Below are 24180 nucleotides of genomic sequence, written 5' to 3'. Positions count from 1 at the left end.
TCAGGTCAGTTCAGGGGTACCGGGTAGTGCAGCCCGCCCGCGGTCCACAACCGGTTCAGACCGCGCGGCACGTCGAGGCCGGAGGCGGCTCCGAGGTTGCGTTCGTAGACGTCCGCGTAGGTGCCGACGGCGGCGAGCACCCGGTCGGCCCAGTGCTCGTCGAGGCCGACGGCCGGGCCGTGGGGGTTCGCGCGGCGGGCCGCGGCCCCGGGGCTCTCGTGCTCGGCGGCCAGGAGCAGTTGCAGGACCCAGCGGACCAGCCTGAACCAGTGCGGGTCGCCCTCGTGGACGGCGGCGGCCATCGGCTCCCGGGATATCGACACCGGAAGGATGAGGTGGTCGGCGGGGCTGGGCAGGCGCGCCCTGGCCCCGGCGAGGGCGGTGCGGTCCAGTACGTAGGCGGCGCAGTCCCCGTCCGCATAGGCGGCCAGGGCGTCGGCCGGGTCGTCGAAGGCGACGGGTTCGACGGTCAGGCCCCGGGGGCCGTACCAGGCGGCCAGGTTGACCGTGGTGGTGCAGCCCCGGTGGACGGCGAGGCGCCGCCCGGCGAGGTCCGCGGGCCCGGTGAAGCCCGCGTCCGCGCGGACGAGGAAGCCTTCGCCGTCGTAGCAGGTGATGCCGGCGAAGAGGACCCGGCGGGCGGCCTCCCGGCCCATGGTCCAGGTCAGGTTGCAGACCGTCAGGTCCGCGCGGCCCGCTTCGAGGGCCGTCAGCCTGTCGTCGGACTTCACGGGACGCCAGTCGACGGCCTCGGGATCGCCGAGGGCGGCCGCGGCGACGGCGCGGGCGATGTCGGTGTCGAGGCCGGTCCAGCGTCCGTCGGGGGTCCGCTGCGACAGGCCGTGGATGCCCTGGGAGACGGCGGCCCGCAGGGCGCCGCGGGCGCGGGCGGCCCGCAGCGTGGCGGTCGCGGCCGGGCGCGTCACGGCCGGGCGGGTCGCGGCCGTAAGGGTCGTGTCCGGGGGGGTCATGAGGCGCTCCCGTACAGGCGGCCGGGTTCCCGGAGGTCGAAGCGGCGGCGGTTGAAGGTGAGCAGCTCGGTGAGCTGCCCGGCGGTGACGGGGGCGGCGGCGGTCGTGGACGCGGGTGTCACGGGCATCGCTCCGGTGCGGCTCCAACGCAGCGCGCCCCGTGCGTCGATGGTGGCGCGGGCGCGGTTGGCGTTGTCGGGGTGGAGACAGTAGGGGACGTCGAGGATGCCCCGGGCGAAGGCCCGTACGAGGCACGCACCGACGGTGTCGCCCGTCTCCAGGGTGGCGTCGAGGAGCGTACGGGCCTCTTCGTAGATGCCGTACGCGGTGGGGTCCGGGCGCTGCGCGGGCGGCGTCGGGGGGTGCGCGATGACCCGGGCCGCGCCGTGCACGGCACCGGCGTTGGTGGTGGTCTCGGCTTCGGCTTCCGCTTCGGCCACGGAGGCCGCGTAGGCGAGCGCCGCCACGTTCTCCTCGACGGTGGGGATGCGGTGCGCCTCGGCCGGTGTCTTGACGACGAGCCGTTCGGCGCCGCCGGCCACGGCGAGGCAGGCGCTGTCCGCGAGGAGGCGGCGGCTGCCGTGTCCGGTGCGCGGGAAGACGCCCATGAAGGTGTACAGCACGATGTGGTGGGCGCTGCCGGACAGCCGCTCGCCGGCGAGCCGGCGCAGCGCCGCGAGGGCCTCCAGGTCCTGTCCCCCGTGGACCTGCTGGGCGTAGCTGAGGGAGACGCCGCGCAGGCCGTGCTCCCGGAAGAACATCGCTTCCAGGACCGAGAGCGCGACCAGCAGGGACGGCGGGCACAGCTGTCCCAGCATGCAGCCGCCGAAGGTCTCCATGTGCGGCGGTACGGGCCGGGCGGCGAGCAGTTCGCAGCCGGCGCTCCATTCGGCGACGGCCCGCGCCAGCGGAACCCGGCCGTAGGGCAGGCAGTACGAGACGGGTCCGCCCTCCGTGGCATCCGCCCCGGCCTCGGCCATGGCCCGCAGCAGCCTCAGCGGCAGCGGCGTGCCGTGGCGGATTTGGACGGGGAAGTCGGCGGACGCGACCTCCTGGAGGAGAGTGCGCACCGCCGGGACGCCGTGGGCGAGGAGCGGGAAGCCGTTGAGGTCGGCGGGCCGTTCGCGCAGGGCTCGCAGGGCGGCCCCGTCGTCGTGGCAGCGGGTGTAGCTGTCCAGGGTGACGGTGCCCACGGTGGTGGCGTCCGCGTCCCGTACAGCGCGCAGGCCAGCGCGCATGCGGTGGAGTTCACCGAAGCCCATCCGGTGCTGGACGACGAGGTGTCCCGCGTCGGCGGCGCGGCGTACGAAGGCGGTGAACCGGTCGGTGTCGTCCATCAGGCCGCTGCCCCGGGCCCGGCCGCCGCCCGCGCGCGGGAGCGGCCGCCGGCGAACGTTGCCTGACGCGGCACGAGAGAGGAGAGGAAGGCGTCGAAGCGGGCGAGACCCGCCTCGGGGCCGCCCTCGGCCGCGTCGTCGAAGACGGCGTCGTATCCGGCGGCGGTCAGCTGCGCGGCGAGCTCCGTGTGGTCGCGGCCGTCGCGGCCGTTGCCGCCCTCGATGCCGAGCTTGCCTCCGATGACGACGGGCAGGCCGGACAGGGCCGGTACGGCGCGCAGGGCGCGGATCAGACGCAGGCCGTCGAGCCGGCCGTGCCCGTTGACGGTGCTGATGACCAGCAGGTCGGGGAGTTCGGTACAACAGGCCCCAAGGATCTCGGCGTCGGGCGTCGTGTTGCCGAGGTTCGTCACCTGGTGGCCGCGGTCCTCCAGGAGCAGTCGGAGGCAGACCAGGTTCCACAGGTGGGCGTCGCAGGACAGGCCGGAGACGACGGTCCGCAATCGGCGCTCTGCGGAGATCATGCCGTTCATTCGGGTCCCCCGGGGGTATCTCGGCGATCACTCGTGGCAACTATCCGCTTCGCCCGGGCGCCCGGTCCAGCCGCGCTGACGGCGAATGCCGATGGAGCCGATTAGACATTCCTATCCGTCGCGGTCCGCCTCCCCGGGCTCCTCGAGAAGGCCGAGGCGCTCCGCGGCCATGCCGAGCTGGAAGCGGGTCTCCACGTCGAGCTTCTCGCACAGTGCGGCCAGGTAGCGGCGCATGGTGCGGGTGGAGATGCCCAGTTTGCGCGCGATGAAGTCGTCGGACCGGCCGCGTGCCAGATGGCGCAGGATGGCCACCTCCACGTCCTCGAAGACCTCGTTGTCCTCGCCTCCCGAACCGCCCGGTTCGACCGGCCGGGCGTGCTCCCAGATGTGGTCGAAGATCACGGTGAGGAAGGTGACCACGGTCGGGTCGCGGAGCACCGCGGCGCCGCCCGTCCCCGTGGGGACGACCGCGGTGTCCTCGTCGAGGAGGATCAGCCGCCCCGGTACCACCGCGGCGGTACGGACCCGGGCGCCGTGGCCGGCGAGGAGCTTCATGTGCTGCAGCGCCTCGCGCTGGCGGCGGGCGGTGTGCGGCAGCACCGTCCGGTAGCGCACGCCGCGCGCCAGGAGGTCGCGGTCCAGTTCGCGGGCGGCGCGCAGCGTCTCGGGGCTGCCGAGGGTGGGGTGCACCGTCAGCACGCTGTGGCGCACCTGGGCGGAGAGTTCGGCGAGCCGGTGGCGTACGGCTTCGCCGTCGGTGAGCAGTTCGGTCCCGGTTCCCTCCAGCTCCCGGCGCAGGTGGCCCTCGTACAGTGCGCCCAGCGGGCCCAGTTCGCGGCGTGTGGAGTCGATGCGGCGCATCAGCTCGTGGACCTGGACGTGGGCGGAGGCGGTCAGTGCGAGGGCCGCGAGCCCCGGGGAGAGTGCCTCGTGGCAGTACGGGCCGTCCGGGCTCAGCAGCCGGCGGGCCGTGAGCCGGTCGATGGACTCGGCGCACCGCTCGGGCGGGATGCCGAGCCGCTCGGCCGCCTCGTCGGCGTCCGGTGACCTCTCCAGGAGCTGGCGGTAGACGGCGACGTCCTGGGGGGTGAGCAGGCCGTCGGACAGGAGCGTGTCGTGTTCCTGGGCCGTGCTCACGATGGCCTCAGACCTTCTCCGTGTCGTCGGCGCCCGGCACCGGGGGACGCGTGCGCTGCGGGACGGACTCGGTGGCGGCGGCGATGCCGAACACGGGGATGTTCCGGTAGACGGTGTGCATCCGCTCCGGGTCGACGATGTAGGCCTCGTGGAAGATCCCGACGGCGCCGTCGTTCCTGACCGCGCGGTTGAACCAGGCCCACATCGAGCGGTGCTTGCCGGAGGTGTTGTGCGAGTAGCGCATCAGGTCGTCCATGCTGCGCCAGTACTGGAGCATGATCACGGTGCGGTTGAACCAGGCCCGCGAGTAGAGGAAGCCGTGCTCCTTGTTCTTCTTCAGATCGATCAGCATCGGGATCATCGAGGCGATGACGGGCACCCAGCGGTGCACCATCCAGAACTTGTTGATCCGGGTGCCGATCAGCAGCACCACCGTGCCCTCGGGAGCCGCGGCTATGCGCGGCTCCTTGACGACCTTGAGGTCCATGGTTTCCTCTCAGAAGGGGTAGGAACGCGCGGGGGAGCTGGTGGTGAGGGTGTGCCAGCGGGTGAAGGCTTCGAGGGCGGCCCGGCCGCCGAAGCCGGAGGAGTTGCCGGAGGCCCCGACCCCGCCGAAGGGCAGCTGGGGGTCGTGGTTGACCGTCTGGTCGCCGACGTGGACCACGCCGCAGCGCAGCCGGCCGGCGAGGGCGCGGCCGCGGTCGGCGTCGGAGGTGTAGACGGCGGCGGTGAGCCCGTAGTCGGAGGTGTTGGCCAGCTCGACGGCCTCCGCCTCGTCGGCGAAGGAGGTGATGGTGGCCACGGGCCCGAAGACCTCGGTGTGGAAGATGGACATCTTCGGCGTCACGTCGGCCAGGACCGTCGGCGGGAAGTACGGGCCCTGCACGCGCCCGCCGGTGACCAGGCGGGCGCCCTGGGCGACGGCGTCCTCGACGGCGGAGGCGATCCGGGTGAGCTGCCCGCGGTCGACGACCGGTCCGATCTGGGAGTCGCTGCGGTAGGGGTCGCCGATGCGCAGGGCCGCGGCGCGGCGGGCGAGGGTCTCGGTGTAGGCCTCGGACACGTCCTGGTGGACGAGGTGGCGGCGGGCGGCCATGCAGATCTGGCCCTGGTGCAGGAAAGAGCCCCAGGAGCCGGCGGAGGCCGCGGCTTCGATGTCGGCGTCGGGCAGGACGACGAAGGCGTTCTGCCCGCCCAGTTCCAGGACCACGCGCTTGAGCAGCCGGCCGGCGGTGGCTCCTATCTCGCGGCCCACTTCGGTGGATCCGGTGAAGGACACCATGGCGACATCCGGGGATTCCACGAGCGCCGTGCCCGCCTCCGCGTCGCCGTAGACCACTTCCAGTACGCCCTCGGGCAGTCCGGCGTCGGCCAGGACTTCGGCGAAGAGGCGGCCGCCGCTGAGCGGGGTGTGCGGATCGGGCTTGAGCAGGACGGTGTTGCCCAGCCCGAGGGCGGGGGCGACCGAGCGCATGCCGAGCAGGAGCGGGAAGTTCCAGGGCACGATCACCCCGACGACGCCGAGCGGTACGCGCCGTACCTCGGTGTCGCGGCCCGGGTCGGAGCCGGGGCCGTGCGGTTCCTGGGGGCCGGTGGCCAGTTCGGCGCCGTGGCGCAGCTCGGCGGCGCCCGCGTGGACCTCGTAGAAGGCCTTGCCGGTGATCGAGCCGCCCTCGCGGACGAGCAGGTCCTGGGCCTCCTGGGCACGCTCCAGCAGCAGGTCGGCGGCCCGGTTCAAGATCGCGGCGCGTTCGGCGGCGGGCCGGGCGGCCCAGGCCGGGGCGGCTGCGGCGGCCCGGCGGGCGGCCGAGCGTACATCGCCGGCGGAGGCCAGCGGGACGCTGCCCAGTTCCTCACCGGTGATGATCTCGCGGCTCGTCAGCAGGCCGGCTTCGGTGACGGTGCTCACCTGGGTACCTCGGTTTCTCGGGGGAAGGCGGGAGGGGTGGTGCCGGCTCGGGTGAGGACGGCGTGGGCGGTGATCCGGCCGGCGCGGTGGGTCACCGAGAAGGAGACGTCGCCGTGCAGGACGCTCTGGGCGTACCGGGCCACCTCGCCCGTGAACAGCAGGGTCCAGGGGCCTTCGGCGCCGCCGCGGAGCGCGATGTCGCCCCACCGGCCGGCGAGGCGAGGGGGCGCGGCCAGGGCGCGCAGGGTGGCCTGGCGCACCGCCCAGGGGAGCGCCGGGTCGGCCCGGTCGGGGAGGTGGAGCGCCTTGGGTCCGTGCCGGGCGATCAGCCGCTCGACGCTGTCCGTGTCGACGCTGTAGCTGCCGACCCGCAGGACTCCGCTCCCGTACTCAGGCATGGGCGGCGGCCTGTCCTTCGGCGAGCAGGTTCTCGACCATGGAGACGAGATTTCCGATCGACAGTTCGGAGAGCATGCGGTCGAGGGTGAGCTTTCCCGCCCACTGGCCGGTGTCGAGTTGGGGCATGACGGTGCGCAGCCGACTCAGTCCGCGCGCGCTGATGACTCCCCGGGCGTCGCAGAACTCCTCGTCGGGAACGTCTCCCTGGAGGTAGCGGCCGCATTTCTCGACCGTGAGGACCACCGGTGCGCTGCATTCGATGCGGAAGAAGATGTCGAGGAGGTCCAGGGATTCCAGGCCCAGGTCGGCGGAGAAGACGAGATCCGTGCGGTAGAGGGCGGCGGGGATGCCCAGCGTGTCGATGACAATGGACCGCACCAGTTCGCCGACGTCGTAGGGGAACATGCGCATCACTCCTGTCCGGCCTGTCCGGCCGCCGGTGCGCGGCCTCCCCTTACCAGAGCCTTCACGTGCCGCGGACCGGACACGTCCGGATGGATCGAAGCGGTGCGGCAGCCGGTGCGCAGCAGTTCCTGCGGGGCCCGCTCGGCTTCGCTGGCGGCGAGCAGCCGGTGCAGTCTGCGCAGGCAGCGGGTGCGGATGGGGCCGACCGAGCCGACGGACATGGACAGGGCCGTGGAGATCTCCCCGTAGGAGGCCGGCGGATCCGCGAGCGCCAGCATCAGGACGCCGCGGCACTGTTCGGAGAGCGTGTCGATGGCCCGCAGCGTCTCCTCCCGGTGCTGGGCGCGCAGGGTGATCTGCTCGGGGCTCTCGCTGTGGCCGGAGAGTCCGTCGAGGGTCTCGCTGTCGCCGACCATGACGAGCCGGTTTCCGCGGACGAGGACTTTGAGGGATTCGCGGCGTGCGACGGTGGCGAGCCAGTCGCCGATGCGGTCGGGGTCGCGGATCCGGTCGATGTTCTGTACGAGGCGCAGCCAGGTGAGCTGGCGTATGTCCTCGGCGTCCACGTCGTTCAAGCGGTGGCTGCGCACGACGGACCAGACGAGCCTTTCGAACCGTTCCACCATTTCGTCCCAGGCGTCCTGATCTCCCCGCGAGCACCTCGCGACGAGTTCCGCGTTCCCTTTACGGGGCATGGCGATTTCCTCCGTGGTGGGTCCTGCGGGATGTGGGGGCGCCTTCGGGGGGCGGCGATTCCCATGGAAGCCGTCACGGGTCCGGCGCGGCAAGCGGGACCTGCCGTCAGTTAGCGGCCCGGCCACAGGTGGACAGCGTCGCCCCGGCGTGCCCCGCGGCTGGTCAGGGGCGCGGGGCACGCCGGTCAGGGGCGGGCCGCGGCCGGCAGGAGGTCCGGGATGGCCGAGCGCAGCCGGACCGGCAGAGGGCCCTCGTCGCTCCGGTCGGCCCGGATGGCCACGCCGAGCGCGAAGCGGTCCCAGACCTGGAGGACCTGTACTTGCCACAGGTCCCGTTCCGTCTCGGGGATGTCCTCGTCGACGACGGCCAGGCTCCCGTCGCGCAGGCGGTGCACGGAGAAGGCGTCGAAGCCCCGGCACATGCCCATGCCGGTAGCCTTCGTGTACGCCTCCTTGGCCACCCAGGAGTCGGCGAAGGCGTGCCCGCGCTGTTCCTCCCGGTTGCGGCGCAGCACCTCGTTCTCCAGCGGGGTGAACACCTTGGGCGCGAACTGCATTGCCTCGGGGTTGGCCGGGGTGACCTCGGCGTCCACCCCCGCGGTCCGCCCGCGGACCACGATGGCGGCGATCAGGCCGTTGGTGTGGGTGATGTTGAAGTCCAGGCCCCAGGCGCACCCCTCGACCTCGGGGCGGCCGTACGTGCCGGCCCGGAACCGCCAGAAGTCGGGTGCCACGTCGGCGTAGCGGGACAGGACCTGCCGGGAGAGGAGGCGGGCGCCGAGGAAACGCCGGCGGGCGGCGGGGAACAGGAGCCGGTCGTGCCGGGCCCGTTCCTCGTCCGTCAACAGCGCGAGACCGCCCGTCGCCTCGGCGAAACGGTCGACGTCCTCCTCGGCGAGCAGCCAGACCTCGGCCGTATCGGCCAGCGGGTCGGCGAACGGAGCGGTGCTGTCCATGAGAGGTGCCTCCTTCCTGGATCTACCGGTTGACGGGGAAGGACCGGAACGAGAAGAGCCGGCCCTCGCGGTGCGCAGAGAACAGCGCGTCGGCGACCTCTGCGACTTCCTCGGGGCCGGTCACCCGCCGGGTGGGGTGGAACCGCTTGAGCAGTCGCTCCAGGCAGACCAGGAGGACCGCGGGCGACCGCAGCGCCGGATCGACGCTGTCGTGGCCGCGCAGGTGGAGGTGGACGACGGCGGCCGCGGCCGAGACGTAGGTGTACTGCTTGGCCAGGTCGTACAGTTCGGCCGACTGTCCGGCCGCCTTGCCGAGGTCGGCGACGAGCTTGCGGTGCTCCTCGGCGATGCGGTCCAGTTCGCCGGCGATCTCGCCGGCCGTGTCGGCCGCGGCGGCGAGGCGTGCCGCATCGCGCCCGCCGGCCGCCTCGGCGGCCCGGTGCAGTTCGTCGACGGCGGAGCGCAGGGCGAGCACCGGATCGTCCACGCCCCGGCTGAACAGCTGCTGCTCGGCGGGCTGGTAGGGCTCCATGGGGTGGGCCGGGTCGAAGAGGGCGTGGGTGCGCTCCACCGCGCCAGCCACCAGGGCCGGATCCTGACCGACCGCGTTGGCCAGGAGCTTCTCCAGTTGCAGGGCGATGTTCTTCAGGTTCACCACGGTGTTGCCGTCGGCGAAGTTGGAGATCGCGAAGTCCCGCAGCACCTTCTGGAAGATGCCGTGCCGGGGGTGCGAGCGCAGGTAGTAGCGGGCGCCGAGGACGGTGGCGAGCCGGCCGAGCGTCTCCTCCAGGAAGGTGGGGACGAAGTACTTGACCACCGACGACCAGATGCTCGCCTGGTCCGGACTCACCTGGAGGCTGCGCACCGCGCCGGTCGTCAGCGCGTCGGCGACCAGCAGGTCTGCGTAGCTCTCCGCGAGCTGCCGCTGGGAGTACGGCACTTCGGAGACCGTTCCGCCGAAGATCACCCGCTGGGTCGCGAAGTCGAGGGTGGTGCGCAGCGCGGTGTCCACGCAGCTCATCGCGATGCTCGCGATCGCCACCCGGGCCAGCTGGCTGCTCTTGAGCGCCGTCTCCAGACCCTGCCCGGCCCGGCCGACGAGTGCGGTGTCGGGCACGAAGCAGTTCAGCAGCCGCACCCCGCTCATGTCCAGGCCGCGCAGGCCGTGCAGCGGCTCGTCGGGCAGGTGCTCGCGCTGCTCGGCGGGGACGGCGTCCTTCTCGACGGCGAAGATCGAGTAGCCGCCGGGGCCGCCCTTGTCCGACGTACGGGCGAAGACCATGACGACGTCGGCCACGGTGGCGTTGCCGATCGTCCACTTCTCGCCGTCCAGCAGCCAGCCGCCCGTGGTCCGGCGGGCGGTGGTCTCGTTGGCGAGGACGTCGCTGCCGTGCTGCCGTTCCGACAGGCCCCAGGCCAGCTTGCCGCCGCGCCTGATCACGTCGGCGAAGTGCTGGCGCTGCTCGGGGGTGCCCGCGACCCACACCGGCATGTAGCTGAGGCTGGTGAGGACCATGGCGGTGGCGGCGGTGGGATCGCGGCGGGCGACCAGCCGGTACAGGTTGAAGCCGTCCTGCACGTCCACGGCCCGGCCGCCGTTCTCGGCCGGCACGATCCAGTCGTACAGGCCCCAGCAGGCGAGCAGGTCGACGAACTCGTGCGGGTACTCCTCCCGTTCGTCCAGTTCGAGGACACGGCGGTACGTCATGCGCCCGTCCGGGTCGTGGGGGTCGCCCAGGTGGCGCTCCAGGTCGGCCATGAGGGCCGGCAGATCGGTCATCGCGGGTCCTCGTTCTCGTTCTTCTCGGTCTTCTCGTTCTCGGGGGTCTTCTCGTTCGCCGGGCCGGAGTCGCCCAGCCGCACCGGCAGGGCGGTGAACAGCAGCCGTGCCTCGTCGAGGGCGGTGACCAGCCGGCCGGCCGGGGCGAGGTCCTCGTACGCCGCGGTGCGCGGGTCCCGCCCGGCGGCGAGGGCCGTCAGCAGGGCGAGGACGGCGGTGAGCCACCCGGCGTCGCCGGAGGCGGTGCCGTAGAGGCCGGCGCCGTCGCGGTGGAACCACCAGGCCAGAGCGGCGGTGGCGGCAGCGTGGAGCACGCACAGGCGGTCGGCAAGGTCCAGGGGCTCCGGGGAGACCTTCGCCGACCGGGCGCGGTCGCGCTGCGCTTCGGCGGCATCCCGGACCACGGCGGCCAGTGCGGCCCGCGCCTCGGCGACCAGCTCCCCGGCCCGGGTCTGGCCCCGGCCGCGCAGCTCGGCGGCGATCTCGTCGGCGTGTGCGGCGAACCCGAGCAGGACGTCGTCCTTCGGGCGCACCCCGAGGTCGAGGTCTGCGGCCCGCAGCTCGGGCAGCGACGCCCGGTCGCCCAGGGCGAACACGGCGCGCAGCCGGGCCTCCCGCTCCGGGTCGGCGCCGGCCCGCCCTTCGGGGTGGGCGGTGTCCGCGAACGCGGGCGCGTAGGAGGGCAGGTGCATCGCGAGGGCGCGCAGGTTGCCGAGCACGCTCGTGTCGATGACCGCGACCATCGCGTTGTCCCGTACCGCCTTGTCGAGCACCCCGCCCGGGTCGTCCCGCAGGACCGACCGGGCGCCGACCACGGCGCGGGCGCGGGTGGTGCAGGAGGAGGTCAGACGCGTGGCGACGTGCTTGACGACCGAGGAGGCCAGAGCGAACGCGTCGGGCGCGACGTGCACCTGGCGCGCGGCGACCAGCACCGAGAGGTCGGTGGCGATCAGTTCGGCTGCGGCCAGGGCGAGTTCACGCGACCCGTACGGGGTGTCCGCGACCGGTACGCCGCCCGTACGGTGCCCACGGGCGAAGCGCAGCGCCGTGCGCAGCGCCGTGTCGGCGGTGGCCAGGCAGCCGGCCGTGCTCATGAGCCGGACGATCTGCTGGGCGCGCAGCGCGCCCTCCAGGCCGCTGCCGACGTCGCCGATGACGGCGCCCGGCGGCACGGCGAGCCCGTCGAACTCCAGGTCGGCGAAGTCGATGCCGCGCATCCCGGTGGTGCGGTGCGGCGCGGTCCTGCGTACGCGGGGGCCGGCGAGTTCCTCCGGCCCCAGCAGTACGGCCGTGAAGGCGCCCGGGCCGCGCTCGGAGGTACGGGCCACGATCACGGCGGCGTCGGCGGTGTTCGCGCGCCCGACGAGCCATTTCGTGCCGTGCAGGGTGCCCTCGCCGGTCAGCCGGCAGGTGTTGGCGAGGACGTCGCTGCCGGCCTGCTCCTCGGACAGCCCGAAGGCGATCATGCGGCCCTCGCGCAGCCAGTCGGCGACCAGCCGGTGCTGGGCCGGCGTACCGGCGGCGAGGACGGTCATGAGGGCCGAGATGCTGAACATGGTGGCGGGCATGAAGTTGACGTCGCGACGGGCGCAGACGCGGACCAGGATCTGGGCGTCCTCGAAGGAGCGCAGGCTCCCGCCGAGGGAGGCGGGCAGGTGGCACAGGTGGAAGCCCTCGGCGCGCAGCCGTACCTCGGCCTCCCGCGGGTACTCCTCCCGTGCGTCCCGGGCCACGCCGGCCGCGAAGCCGAACGGGTTGTCGGGTGCCCAGGGGTCGCCGAGCCGGGCGTCGAGGCGCTCGGCCTCGGCGTGGGGGCCGGCCGGCGCGGTGGGGGCCGGCCCGGGCACGGGGGCGCGGGACGCGGCGGGCCGGGTCGCGACCGTCACCGCGCCACCCCGAGCGCGGAGTCGTAGGAGGTGGAGTCCTCGGGGGAGGGCCGGGTGGCGATGCCGGCGGGGAAGGCGATGCCGGCCGCGCGCAGCATGGCGAGCCGCTGGTGGAACGCCGCACCCGTCATGATCTGCCGGGCCACGTCGGCGACCCTGCGGTGCTCGGGCGCGGCCAGGTACGTGCCGCGGACCCACGCGTTGAAGCTGCCCATCGCCGGTCCGCACCAGATCTGGTAGTCGACGGCACGATCGGCCTCACCGGTCTTCGCCCAGCGCGAGGCCATTCCCAGGTACCAGCGGAAGACGAGCGCCGCCCGCCGCTTGGGGTGCCCTTCCGCGCGGGCGAGCTGGTCGGGGTCGCGGCGCCGGAAGTACTCGGCGGTCTCCTCCCAGACGCTCTCCAGGGGCCTGCGGAAGATCTGCTTCTCCACCCGTTCGCGGACCTCGTCGGGGATCGCCTCGATGCCGTCGTAGGCGCGGTAGAGCTCGTAGAGCTGCTTGGCCCGCATGGGGAAGAACGTGCCGCGCTTGAGTACCTGGAGCTCGACGCCCATCTCGAACATGTCGGCGGCCGGGGCCATCTCGAAGTCGGCGATGCCGGCCTGCGCGAGCATCTGCTTGACTTGCGGGGAGGTGCCGGCCTCCAGGCACGACTGGTTGACGGAGCCGGTCACGATGTAGTCGGCGCCCATCGCGAACGCGGCGGCCGCCGCGTCCGGGGTGCCGATGCCGCCGGCGGCGCCGATCCGGATGCGCTCGGGGTAGCCAGCCTCCTGCATGATCGCGTCGCGCTGCCGCATGATCACCGGGAGCAGGGCGGGGAGCGGCCGGCGGTCGGTGTGGCCGCCCGAGTCCGCCTCCACGGTGATGTCGTCGGCGAGCGGGACCCGGGGGGCGAGGCGGGCCTGCTCCTCTGTGATGAGGCCGTCCGCGAGGAGCGCCCGCACCATGGCCTCCGGTGCGGGCCGCATGAAGAGTTCGGCCGTCTCGGTACGGGAGATCTTGGCGATGACCCGGTTGGCGGCGACGACCCCGTGCGGGCCGCCGGCGCGCAGGCCGGCGAGCCGGTAGCGGACCAGGTGGGGGGTGAGCTTGAGGAAGGCGGACGCCTCCACGCAGGGCACTCCGTACGCGAGGAACAGTTCGACGGCGGTGCGCTCCAGGCGGTCCTCGCTCGGGCTGTGGATCAGGTTGCAGGCGTAGCCGAGGCCGGGGATCTCCTCGCGGAAGCGGATCAGGGCCTTCTCCACCGCCTCGGGGAGCAGTCCGGCCGCCCCGTACGAGGCGAGGAACCCGGCGCGGGCCATGGCGACGACCATGTCGGCGGAGGCGATGCCGTTGGCCATGGCGCCGCTCATGTAGGCCTGCCGGATGCCGTGCGCGGCCAGGAAGGCGGCGCTGCCGAGCCGTTCGGGGCCCAGCGGCGGGACGGCGGCGACGATCTCGTGGTCGCCGTCGGCGCTGACCCCACCGCCGGCGGCCGCGCCCAGTCCGTACGGGCCGCGCACGATGTGGACGGGTTCGTCGAGGCGCATCAGGGTTTCGTAGACCCCGGTGTCACCGACGGCCGGTTCGCCCGGCCCGGTCCACCTCGGGCGGTACTGATCGCTGGTCATGCTGCGTCTCCTGTCGGTCGTGCGCGGGGATCAGACCTGGTCGTGGTGGATCTCGATGCCGATGCCGCCCAGCTGGTAGATCCGCAGGGTGGACTTCCAAAGGCTCGCGTCGCCGATCAGTCGGATGCGGCCCGGTTCGCGGCGCACCTCCTTGACGTGCACGTCGAACTCCATGTCCGGGTCGTCGCGCAGGATCTGGCCGCGGTAGGACCAGGTCGTCTCCGTGCCGGAGAGGAGGGCGAAGCGCGGGTTGACGAGGCCGTCGGTCAGTCCGGTCTCCACGGCGTACACCTGGAGGCCCTGCAGGAGTGCCTCGACGCCGAGCGAACCGGGCATCACCGGGTCGCGGTGGAAGTGGCAGGAGAAGTACCAGTCGTCGGGGCGGACCGAGCGGTGACCGCGCAGGTAGCCGCGGCCGTGGTCGCCGCCGGCCGGGACCACGTCGACCCACTCGACCAGGTCGAGGTGGCCGGAGCCGAGGCGGGGGACGGGGCGGGTGGCCTCGGCGGCGCGGTAGGCGGCGAGGTCGACGCGGCGGACGTCCGCGGGGCGCGGCGAGGACCGGTCGAGCCAGGGCAGTACGTGCTTGCCCTTGTCCAGGCCGACCTGGTTCTCCAGGGCCTTCGCGCTGAAGTACCCGAAGAGGGACTCCCCCGTGTAGAAGACCTCGCCGTCCGCGGAGAGTTCGTACCTGTAGTTCTGCAGGATGGAGCCCGGCATCTGGTCGCTGGACAGAAGGGTCGAGCGGTGCTGGATGGTCTTGCCCCGCAGGTCGATGTCCTTGACCAGGGTGGCGCGCCCGTCGAGGTTGCGGATGCTGAACTGCTCGTCGGGGAAGGGCAGGGTGGCGCCCAGGTAGTAGCCGAGCAGGATGGCCGCCTGGAGGCTCGACTCCATGTACACGCAGTTGGGCATGGACGGGTGCCCGTTGTGGTCGTAGTACCAGGAGTCGTCCGGGGAGTCGTACTCGGTGACCATGACGGCGCCGCGCTTGAGGACGCCGCGGGTGCCCTCCAGTTCCATGACGCGGTCGACGAAGAGGAAGTCGCCGTTGGGGATGTACGGAGCGCGGCTGTCGGCGTAGACCTCGAACTCGGGTCCCATCGCCGTGGCCAGGTCGCCCTTGGCCGCGTGCGCCATGTGGAACTCGCTGAGCAGGGCCGGGCGGCCGGTGGCCGGGCTGAGGCGGCCGAGGAAGTGCGGGACCTTGCCGCCGGCCTCCGGGCGGTACGGGGTTCCCGGCTTCTCCACCAGCCGGATGCCGAGGCCCGTGACGCTGATCGAGGCCTTGCCGTCCCGCAGGACGATCACGTCGGCGGTGATCGCCGGGCGCGGCAGCAGGGTGAGCGAGGTGATGTCGATCCGGTACTCGATCTTCTCTGTGTCCGGGGTGATCTGGCCGCGGACCTTGACGTCCGTGGAGAGTCCGCGGACGGGCTGGAAGCGGGCGTCGGGGAAGCACAGGTGCAGGCCGAGGGAGAGGGCGTACACCTCCAGGAGCTGCACGGCCCCCTCCGCGACGAGCGAGCCGGCCAGGACCGGGTCGTCCGGGAAGTGGCTGGTGAAGTACCAGCCGTCCGGGACGAGGTGCTTGACGGCCTCGATCCGGCCCAGCCCCGCGGGGCCGCCCTTGCGGTCGAGGAGGGTGATCTCGTCGGCCATGCGCAGCTGCTCGGTCGGGAGCCTCAGGGAGGTGTTGCAGCCGTCGGGCTGGCGGTGCCCCGGACCGAACACCTCGGCGATCCGCCCCTCGCCGAGCCGTGCCAGGTCCCCGGCGGTGAGCGAGGTGCGGTCGGTGCGGGCGAGCGGCTTGAACGCGCTGGATCCGGAGAAGGTGCCGTCGCCGACGGGCGGGCGGACCTTCGCCTGGAGGATGCCGGAGGAGCTCTCCAGTTCCTCGTCCGTGAAGAAGCCGGCGCAGGCGTTGTCGAGCTTGAGGATCAGCTCGCCGTCGGCGTAGCAGTCGTAGTGGAAGAAGAAGAGGAGGGTGTCGCCCTGCTGCACGAACTGGTCGATCCAGATGTCGTAGCGCAGGGTCTGGCCGACGCGGGGCAGGTCGCCGACGAAGCTGAGGCTGCTGTCGAGCAGCCGGTAGACCCGGTCGCCGCGGTTTGTGAAGTCGGCGCCGAGGTAGCTGATCAGCAGCAGGTCGCACTGGCCGGCCTCGATGGTGACGGCCGGGGGGACCTGTCCGTCGACGGCGTACCAGGCGTCGACCGGTACGTCGTACTCGGTACGGATGAACGAGGGCTTGAACTCGCCCGGTTCGGCCTCCAGGGCGGTGACCCGGGTCGCGAAGTGGTAGGGCGGGGCGGGCAGCCGGACGCGGCGGCGGTAGCCGTCGATCTCCGCGAAGCGGGGGCCGAAGACGTTGCCGATCTTCCCGGTCGCGAACTCCAGCAGATCGTGCTCGTCCCAGACGACGCCCTTGGGCTTGGGCGGGCGGGGCGTCGGGGGTGTCACGGGTACCGGGGTCGTCGCGGGCGTCGCGGCCGTCGGGGCGGTGGCACCGGCGGAGAGCAGGGCGACGAGCTGGTTCCGCAGGTCGCGCTGGGCCCGGAGCACCTCCTGGTGCGCCTCCAGCATCTCGCTGCGGAGCCCGCGCAGCAGGGTGGCGGTGGTCTCCTCGCCGGCGCTCGCCGGGGTCCGCGCGGGCGGGGGTACAGGCAGGGGCGCGCCGGGGACGGCTCGCCCTGAGGGGGTGTCGGGGGTGGTCGGGCGCGGCCCGGCCGGCGGCGCCACGGCACCGGCCGGGATCATCGTGATGGGCTCCCGTTCCAGTGCCAGGGCTGGCGCCTGCGGCTGCGCGGAGGGGTGGGTCGGCATCGCGGTGTCCCATTCCGTGGTGGTTGCGGAGCCTTGGGCAGGCACCGGATCGGCAGTGAGGAGGCCCTGCGCCCCTGCGGCGGGTTCGGCCTCCCCCGGGTGTCCGCCCGCCAGTGCCACGACCGGAACGGCGGGGCGGGCGGGCAGGACTGCGGGGATGGTGGGGGCGGGGTACGGGGGTACGACGGCGGGTGCGGGAGCCGGAGTCGGAGCCGGAGCGGCGGCCGGAGCCGGGCTCGGCACGGCGGTGGGGACGGGCACGGCCGCGGCGGTGACGGGTTTGGTCGGCCGCGGCCGGGCTGGGGCCAGGGAACCGACGGTCGGGGCGGCGGCTGCCGCCACCAGGGGCGGGACCGGGGCGCCGCCCGTGGGGAAGGCCCGCAGGCCCGGCGAAGGGCGGCCGTGCGGGAGGGGGGCGAAGGCGCCGAGGTCCACGGGGATGCCGTACGCGGCGAGGCGGGCGGCGAGGCGGGCGATGTCCGTCGCCCCCCGGGCGCCCCGCCGGTCGACCGACACCGCCAGGTGCGGTTCCCCGGCCAGGGTCTCGTGGATCCAGCGCGCGCAGGTGCTGCTGGGGCCGACCTCGACGAAGCAGCGGTAGCCGTCCTCGTGGGCGCGTCGCACCAGTCGCGGGAAGTCCACCGTCTCGCGCAGCGTCACCGCGATGTTGCCGGCCACCGCGTCCGCGTCGAAGTCCGTCACCGGCGCGTAGTGCCGGCTGCTGTAGAGGACCAGGTCCCCCACGTCGCCCGTCGGGTAGCGGTTGAGGTCGGCGAGATCGGTGAGGACCCCGTCCACCACGGGGCAGTGCATCACGTGATTCGCGGGCGAGCGGGCGCTGCGGCAGGCCAGCTCCTCGATCAGGTCGCGGCACTGTGCGGGATCGCCCGCGACGACCGTCTCCTGCGGTGTGTTGACGTGCGTGATGAACACCCGGTCGTAGCGCGGCAGGGCCGCCCGTACGTCCTCGGCGGGCGCGAGCAGCACATGGGTGGCCCACACCTCGGAGTCCGGGACTTCCTCCCCCAGGCTCCACAGGGTGCGTACGGTCCGCTTGGGTCCGCGCAGCATGTCGACGAAGAGCGGCGAGGCGCTGATCTTCTCGTCGCCGCGCGCGCTCTTGATCCAGCCGCCGGTGGCGAAGAGCATGCTGCTCTCGCCCAGGCTGTAGCCGAAGGCGCCGTGCACCGGGACGCCCAGGACCTCCCGTACCAGGTCGGTGGAGAGCAGGGCGTAGCTGGTGCCGGCCGCCAGCATCAGCGGGATGTCCTCGACGAGGTTGCCTTCGAGCGCCATCAGTTCGCGCCGGCCCAGCGGTCCGCGCGAACGGGGGTAGAGCGCGGTGCCGCGCAAGAGGTCGGCGGGGCGTTCGGCCTGGGCCTCGAAGCGCGGCAGCAGTCCGGGGAAGGCCCGGAACATCGCCCGCCCCAGTCCCAGGTAGGAGTTGAACGCACCGGGGAAGACCAAGGCCACCTTGGCCCCGGGCCCCAGTGGCTTCGCGGTGAAGCAGCTGCCGGACGGGGAGGACCACTCGCCGCCGGAGCTCCACACTCCGGGGAGGTCCTTCAGCGCCTGGTCGATCTGCCGGACGAGTCCGGCCGGGTCCTCGGCCACCAGTACGGCCTTGACCTCGGCCGGCCGGTCCGTGAACTCCGTCGCCCAGTCCGGGGTCCCGGCGCCGTCGGCGGTGATCGCCGCGCGCAGTTCGCCCAGCCGGCCAAGCAGTGCGTCAAAGTCGTCCGCGGCGACCGGTACGACCAGTCCTCCGCCGGAGCGGCTCCAGTCGGCCTCGGCGATCTCGCCGCGGACCTGCCCGCCGGTGAGTACGAGGTGGGCGTGACTGCCCGCTGTGCCGACGACGCTGACGGATGCGGCGCGCCGGCCGTCGCGGTGGGCGCGCAGCCAGGGCCGGGAGTCGGCGGCCAGGAAGAAGGCCGAGCCGTCGATCGCGTCGGCCGTGATGCCGTCCGGGGCCACGGGGAAGTAGGCGTGGTGCAGGCAGAGCGCGGCCCGGATGAGCCCGGCGAGACCGGAGGCACAGCCCGTGTCCCCGACGGAGGAGCGGACCGAGGACAGGGCCGTACGCAGCTCCGCGCCCGCCCGGCTCCCGGTCCAGACGCGGGCGAGCCCGGCGACCTCGGCCGCGTGCGCGCCGCCGGCCTCGACCAGTTCGACGTCGGCCGGGCCGAGGCCGGCCGCGGCGAGCGCGTCCTGGGCGGCCCGTTCGACGAGCTCGCCGCGGACGGCGGGGCCGACGTCCGGTGCGTGGTGCACGGCGATCGACTCGACCGTGGCGTACACCCGGTGCCCCTGCGGTACGGAATCCGGCCGGGTCACGAGGACGGCGCCGGCACCCTCGCCGAGGATCCGCAGCCCGTCGCGAACGGTCCCCGGCTCCAGCAGTTCACGCGCGAGGGTGTTCTCCGGTCCGGCGGCCAGGTCGACCGCGCCGACGAGCACGGCCTCGATGGTGGGGTCGAGCAGCAGCAGCCGGGCCACGTCGAGGGCTTCGACGCCGACCGCGCTGTCGGAGGACAGGGTGAAGGAGGGGCCGGTGAGGTTCCACAGGGAGGAGACCCGGCTGGCCATGATGTTGCCGATGTAGCTGAGGACCTCGTTCGGCTCGATGGAGTCGTGGACCCCGTCGCGTGCGGCGCGGGTGAGGGCCGCCAGCTGCTGCGGGGAGGGTTCGACGCCCGCCGCCGCGCACCATTCGGCCAGTTTGCGGCCCAGTTCGTAGCGGGAGCCGTGGCCGTGCGCGCTGGGCTCCATCTCCATGCCGATGACCACGCCGATCCGGCGCGGGCGGGAGCCTTCGGCGGCGGCGCCCGGGCGCTTGCGCTCGTATCCGGCGTCGCGCAGCGCCTCCTCGGCGACGCGCATCATCAGCAGCTGCTGCTGGTTGAAGTGGTCGAGGTCCTTGGGCGGGATGCGGTACGAGGTGGTGTCGACCTCGAAGTCCTCGATGTAGGCGGCGCGGGGGGCCGCGTCCGCGCCCAGGCCGGCCCGGTCCAGGGGGCCGTTCTCTACGGTCTCGAAGCCGCGCCAGCGCTGTTCGGGCAGGTCCCGTACGGCGCCCAGCCCGTCGTATCCGGCGCGTTCGAACGCGTCGAGGGTGGCAAAGGAGCCGAAGTGGGCACCCATGCCGATCACTGCCAGCGGCGGTGGCTCCACGGGCTCCGCGGGTGAAGTGGCCTCGGCGGCTTGCGCGGCTGACTCGGTTTGCGGCGCCGACAGCACGACGTGGGCGTTCGTACCGCCGAAGCCGAAGGCGGAGACACCCGCCCGGCGGGGAGCGCCGGGAGTCGGCTCCGGCCAGTTCACGGCCTCGCGCACGACCCGGTCGGCGATCGTGTCGGGCAGCGGCTTCTCCACACCGATCGTCGGCGGGATCACCCCGTGCGACAGGGACAGTACGACCTTGAGGAGGCTGGACATGCCGGCCACGGTCAGCAGGTGGCCGATGTTGGCCTTCACCGAGCCCAGCAGCGGGCCGCGGCCGAAGAAGGCCTCGGCTCCGGCGAGTTCGGTGGTGTCGCCGAGCGGAGTGCCGGTGGCGTGGCACTCCAGGTACTGGATCGCGGACGGGTCGACGCCCGCCTCGCGGTAGGCGAGGTCGTACGCGGCGAGCTGCCCGGCCTCGTTCGGCGCGAGGAGGTGCTTGCCCGGGCCGTCGTTGGTCAGGGCGAGGGCGTCGATGACTGCGTAGATGCGGTCGCCGTCGCGCCGTGCGTCGGCGAGCCGCTTGACCGCGATCATCGCGGCGCCCTGCCCCGTCACGATGCCTCGGGAGCGGGCGTCGAAGGGCTGGCTGAAACCGTCCTGCGGGTAGGCCCTCAGGTCGGAGAAGGACAGGTGGATCACGGTCGGGTCGGGCGCGCAGACGCCGCCCGCGAGCATGAGGTCGGCGCGTCCGGTCTCCAGGTGGGCGCAGGCCAGCTTCAGCGCGTACAGGGCGGAGGAGCAGGCCGCGTCGAGGGTGAACCGCGGCCCTTCCAGGCCGAGGGCCGCCGCCACCACGCGGGACGGCATGCCGCCCGCCCACAGGTTGTGCGCGGTGACCGCGCCCGGCTCGTCGGCGGCGTCGGACGCGAGCGCGTCGCCGGGTACCGCCAGCCCGGCGTCCGCGAGGCCCCGGGCCACGGCGGAGTCCCAGAACTCACCGGCGAACCGCCCGGAGGCCGGGGTGGGGAACGGGTAGTTCCCGAACACCACCCCGGTCCTCCGACCGTACCGGCCGTCCGCGGTCGGGGGATGTCCCGCGTCGGCCAGTGCGTCCCCGGCCACCTGGAGCGCCCAGTGGAACGAGCGGTCCAGGCCGGCCAGGTAGTCGGGGGGAAGGAGATATCCCTTCGGATCGAACCCGGAGATGCCCGCGGTACCCGCGGCGCCCGCGGTCTCGTCGTACGTGCGCAGGAAACCGCCCCGGGTGCAGTAGATGCGGTGCCTGTCCTCCGGGTCGGTCTCCCGGACCTGCGGGGCGTGCCCGAAGATCCGGTCGTCCCCGTCGGTGCGCGAGTCCACGCCGCCGATCAGGTTGCGCCAGTAGTCATCGGGTGTTCCCGCCCCTGGAAAGAGGCAGGCCAGGCCGACGATCGCGTACTTGCCCATGGTTGGGTCAGCCTCCGGGTGTCCGAGTGGATCGGTTCGGGAGTCGGGGTCGGGGTCGGGTTCGAGGTCGGGGGTCGGGGTCGGGGTCGGGACGCGGTCGTCCGGGTGGGGCGGGTCCGGGTCCGGGCCCCGGGGAAATCCGGGGCCCGGACCCGCGTCCGAGCGGGGTCAGACCGAGACGGACGCGGTCCCGGTGCGCTCGACCGCCCCGAACTTGCCCTCCAGCTGCGGGTCTTCCACAAGGGAGACCCCGTCCAGCACCTGGAGCACACGGCCCTCGCGGTCCAGAGCGGTGACCGAGCAGGAGATGCCGCTCGGTCCGGCGACCACGTTCTCCACGGCGATCAGGAACTCCTGGTCGACGGGGAGTTCCGCGTGGAAGCGGACACTGGCGACCTCCATCGGCAGGCAGGCCCGGTTGCGGAACCGCCGCACCCACACCAGCGCGGACTGGAGCAGCAGATCGGCCAGTACGGGGCTGTGGAACCGTCCGTGGTAGGCACCGCGCGCCGGCCGCCCGTCAGCGAGCCGGGCGCCGAGGAGCAGCAGTCGCTCCTCGCTGACGAGGACCGAGCGCAGGCCGCGGAGCGCGGGGCCGTGGAAGAGCGTGCCGTCCCGGTAGAAGGGGGTCGCGTCCGTACGGGTCGCCTCGCGGGCGGCACGGGCGAGGTCGGGCCGGTCCGCGGGGGCGGCGGGCGTACCCGTGCCGAGCCGTGCTCCGTACGACGGCCGGCTCCGTCCGGCGTCGTCCACGGCGGAGGCCAGTACCTCGACGGTGCCGGGACGGGTGGCCGCTCCGGGCTCGATGAACAGCCTCAGCCGTGAGGCGGCCGGGCCCTCGCCCTCGGCCGGGTCCAGCACCAGGCCCTTGAAGACCTTGAACGCGGCCACCTCGGTCACCGGCTTGCCGGTGACCCGCTCCGTCGCGTTGACCAGCGCGCCCAGCGCGGCGGTGGCGGGCAGCACCCGCTTGCCGTCGATCGCGTGGTCGGCGAGTACGGGTTCGGCGGCGATGTCCGCGAGCGTACGGTCGATGAGCAGCGAAGCCGGGGCGGACTCGTCGGCCGCGGGCGGCGCGGAGAGCGGCGTTAGCGGGCCGGCGACGATGACCGTGTCCTGTCCGCGTGCGGCGGTGAACTGTTCGGCGAACATGCCCGCACCGGTCGCGACCGGCACCAGCGCCACACCGCGCGAGGCGAACATCGCGCGCAGGTCGTCGGTGACCATCCCGCCGTCCCACGCGCCCCAGTTGACGGAGGTCACCCGGGCCGAGGGGAGCTCGTGCTTGAGGCGTACGGCGAGCCGGTTGAGGGCCTCGTTCGCCACGGCGTAGTCCGACTGGCCCCGGTTGCCGAAGAACCCGGCGACCGAGGAGAAGAACACCAGGTGGCGCAGGGCGGCCGTGCCGCGGAGCGCGTCCAGGACGTGGCCGAGGCCGAGGAGCTTCGTGCCGAGGACCCGCTGGATCTCCTCCGGGGTCTTGTCGGAGATCAGACGGTCGGCCAGGACGCCGGCGCCGTGCACGACGCCGGTGACGCGGGCCGCGTACGGTGCGAGGGCGTCGCGGACCGCGGCGGCGTCGGTGATGTCGACCACGAGGTACTCGACGTTCGCGCCGGTCGCCCGCAGCCGGTCGAGGTTGGCCCGGACATCACGGCTGCCGGTCACCTCGCGGTAGACCGCCTCGACCCCTCGCGGAGTGGGCTTCTCTCCCACGGCGGTGATCCTCTTGACGATGGCGCCCTTGAGCGCCGCGCCCTCCAGACCCCGCGCCCAGTCGGGCTCGGTGCCCACCTGGCTGCGTCCGAGCAGGAGCAGGCCCGCGGGGCGGGCCTCCACCAGCGCCTGGAGGCAGTCCGCGGTGATCCCGCGGGCGCCGCCCGTGACGACGAGCAGGTCCTGCGCGCCGATCTCGGGTACGGCCGCCACGTGGGCGGCGGGCGGTTCGGCGGACGGTACGACGGTCCGCCGGCCTTCGGTGTCGTGGCCCACGTCGGCGATATCGGTCGACACGTCGTGGATCTCGTCCAGGAAGCGGGCCGCGACGGTGCGGTCGTCCAGGCCGGGAGCGAAGTCGACGGTCCGGGTGAAGAAGGCCGGGACCTCGATCGCCAGCGTCTTGACGAGACCGCTCACACCTCCCAGCAGGGCTGCCCCGGTGCCGCTGCCGCGGTAGCCGTTGGCACCGTCCAGCCGGGTCACGGCGATGAACGCGGCCCTGCCGCCGGCCGAGGCCGCGGCCTTCAGCGGTGCCTGGGTCCGCTTGGCGACGAGGACGGTGTGCGTCAGGCGGCGGGCCGCGTCTGCCCACTCCCGGCCGCCCTCGACGGCCATCTGCACGACGAGGTCGAGCCGCTCGGCCGTGACGGCCCCGGCGAGTTCGGCCTCGTCCCAGGTACGCAGCGACCGGACGGAGTCGGCCTCCCCCGCGAACGCGGTGGCGCCCGGAAGTCCGACGACCTCCACCCTCCAGCCGTCGGCCCGGAGCCCGTCGACCAGAGCCGGGGCCGTCTTCGACCCGTCGTCCAGGACGAGCGCGGTCCGCCGCTCGGCGTAGGCCCCCACCACTCGGCAGGGCGCGGGCAGTTCGCGTAGGGCGGCGAAGGTCCGCCCGACGCCGTTCGCCTCGGGGTACGTGACGACGAGCGGAGCCTGCGCGGCGGCGGGAACGGCCACCGGGGCGGGGGCGGGGGTGGATGTGCCGGAGGCGGAAGCGAGGAAGCCGGCGATGTCGTCGAGCGTCCGCAGTTCGGCCATCCGTTCCGGGTCGACTTCACCCGAGACGGGGAATCGCTCTTGCAGGGCGCCCATGATCTGGACCCGCTTGATCGAGTCGATGCCCAGGTCGGCTTCGACGTCCATGCCGGGCTCGAGCATTTCCACCGGATAGCCAGTCTTTTCCGCCACTACCTCAAGCAAGGCACTCAGCACCGCGGCGTCGACCTCAGCCGAAGCCGCGACAGGGGCGGGAGCAGGAGCCTCGGCCACCGCGGGAACGGCCACCGGGGCGGGGGCGGGGGTGGATGTGCCGGAGGCGGAAGCGAGGAAGCCGGCGATGTCGTCGAGCGTCCGCAGTTCGGCCATCCGTTCCGGGTCGACTTCACCCGAGACGGGGA

Annotated in this window: 15 protein-coding genes; all 15 read right to left on the bottom strand. The window is 73.3% G+C overall.

Annotated elements, in window-relative coordinates; translation table 11 throughout:
- Nucleotides 1-5: 5 nt before the first annotated feature.
- The gene (locus OTB16_RS33405) at nucleotides 6-971 is read right to left on the bottom strand and encodes a transporter substrate-binding domain-containing protein (protein ID WP_267725842.1); all 966 of its coding nucleotides are present in this window, start codon (nucleotides 969-971) and stop codon (nucleotides 6-8) included.
- The gene (locus tag OTB16_RS33400) at nucleotides 968-2308 is read right to left on the bottom strand and encodes a methylaspartate mutase (RefSeq protein WP_267725839.1); all 1341 of its coding nucleotides are present in this window, start codon (nucleotides 2306-2308) and stop codon (nucleotides 968-970) included. The genes OTB16_RS33405 and OTB16_RS33400 overlap by 4 nt, the downstream gene beginning before the upstream one ends.
- Nucleotides 2308-2832 carry a cobalamin B12-binding domain-containing protein gene (locus tag OTB16_RS33395; protein WP_267725836.1) on the bottom strand — a complete coding sequence of 175 codons (525 nt, stop codon included), beginning with the start codon at nucleotides 2830-2832 and terminating at the stop codon, nucleotides 2308-2310. Before OTB16_RS33395 ends, OTB16_RS33400 begins: the two co-directional genes overlap by 1 nt.
- 120 nt (nucleotides 2833-2952) lie before the next feature.
- A complete protein-coding gene (locus OTB16_RS33390; protein ID WP_267725833.1) occupies nucleotides 2953-3978 on the bottom strand; it encodes a helix-turn-helix transcriptional regulator in 1026 nt (341 codons plus the stop codon).
- A 7-nt stretch (nucleotides 3979-3985) separates the two neighbouring features.
- Entirely contained in the window at nucleotides 3986-4465 is a 480-nt protein-coding gene (locus OTB16_RS33385; protein ID WP_267725831.1) for a DUF4188 domain-containing protein, read from the bottom strand.
- A 9-nt stretch (nucleotides 4466-4474) separates the two neighbouring features.
- Entirely contained in the window at nucleotides 4475-5887 is a 1413-nt protein-coding gene (locus OTB16_RS33380) for an aldehyde dehydrogenase family protein (protein ID WP_267725828.1), read from the bottom strand.
- Nucleotides 5884-6285: a holo-ACP synthase gene (locus OTB16_RS33375; protein ID WP_267725825.1), complete on the bottom strand. Its 402-nt coding sequence runs from the start codon at nucleotides 6283-6285 to the stop codon at nucleotides 5884-5886. Before OTB16_RS33375 ends, OTB16_RS33380 begins: the two co-directional genes overlap by 4 nt.
- Nucleotides 6278-6691 (bottom strand): acyl carrier protein, encoded by a 414-nt coding sequence (locus OTB16_RS33370; RefSeq protein WP_267725821.1) that lies wholly within the window; start codon nucleotides 6689-6691, stop codon nucleotides 6278-6280. The genes OTB16_RS33375 and OTB16_RS33370 overlap by 8 nt, the downstream gene beginning before the upstream one ends.
- Nucleotides 6692-6696: 5 nt before the next feature.
- Nucleotides 6697-7386, bottom strand: coding sequence for an RNA polymerase sigma factor (locus tag OTB16_RS33365; RefSeq protein ID WP_267725819.1), 690 nt, complete (start codon nucleotides 7384-7386; stop codon nucleotides 6697-6699).
- 185 nt (nucleotides 7387-7571) lie between these two features.
- A complete protein-coding gene (locus tag OTB16_RS33360; protein WP_267725816.1) occupies nucleotides 7572-8342 on the bottom strand; it encodes a 4'-phosphopantetheinyl transferase family protein in 771 nt (256 codons plus the stop codon).
- Between the two features lie 22 nt (nucleotides 8343-8364).
- Complete coding sequence (locus OTB16_RS33355; RefSeq protein WP_267725813.1) at nucleotides 8365-10122, bottom strand: acyl-CoA dehydrogenase family protein; 1758 nt, start codon at nucleotides 10120-10122, stop codon at nucleotides 8365-8367.
- A complete protein-coding gene (locus tag OTB16_RS33350; protein ID WP_267725810.1) occupies nucleotides 10119-12008 on the bottom strand; it encodes an acyl-CoA dehydrogenase family protein in 1890 nt (629 codons plus the stop codon). Before OTB16_RS33350 ends, OTB16_RS33355 begins: the two co-directional genes overlap by 4 nt.
- Nucleotides 12005-13627 (bottom strand): PfaD family polyunsaturated fatty acid/polyketide biosynthesis protein, encoded by a 1623-nt coding sequence (locus tag OTB16_RS33345; protein WP_267725807.1) that lies wholly within the window; start codon nucleotides 13625-13627, stop codon nucleotides 12005-12007. The genes OTB16_RS33350 and OTB16_RS33345 overlap by 4 nt, the downstream gene beginning before the upstream one ends.
- 30 nt (nucleotides 13628-13657) lie before the next feature.
- A complete protein-coding gene (locus OTB16_RS33340) occupies nucleotides 13658-21064 on the bottom strand; it encodes a beta-ketoacyl synthase N-terminal-like domain-containing protein (RefSeq protein WP_267725804.1) in 7407 nt (2468 codons plus the stop codon).
- A 168-nt stretch (nucleotides 21065-21232) separates the two neighbouring features.
- Nucleotides 21233-24180 (bottom strand): SDR family NAD(P)-dependent oxidoreductase (locus tag OTB16_RS33335; protein ID WP_267725801.1); only part of this gene is annotated, 2948 nt, incomplete at its 5' end.

This window comes from Streptomyces antarcticus (assembly GCF_026627255.1).
Lineage (GTDB): Bacteria > Actinomycetota > Actinomycetes > Streptomycetales > Streptomycetaceae > Streptomyces > Streptomyces antarcticus.
This window is presented reverse-complemented; position numbering and strand designations above follow the sequence as displayed.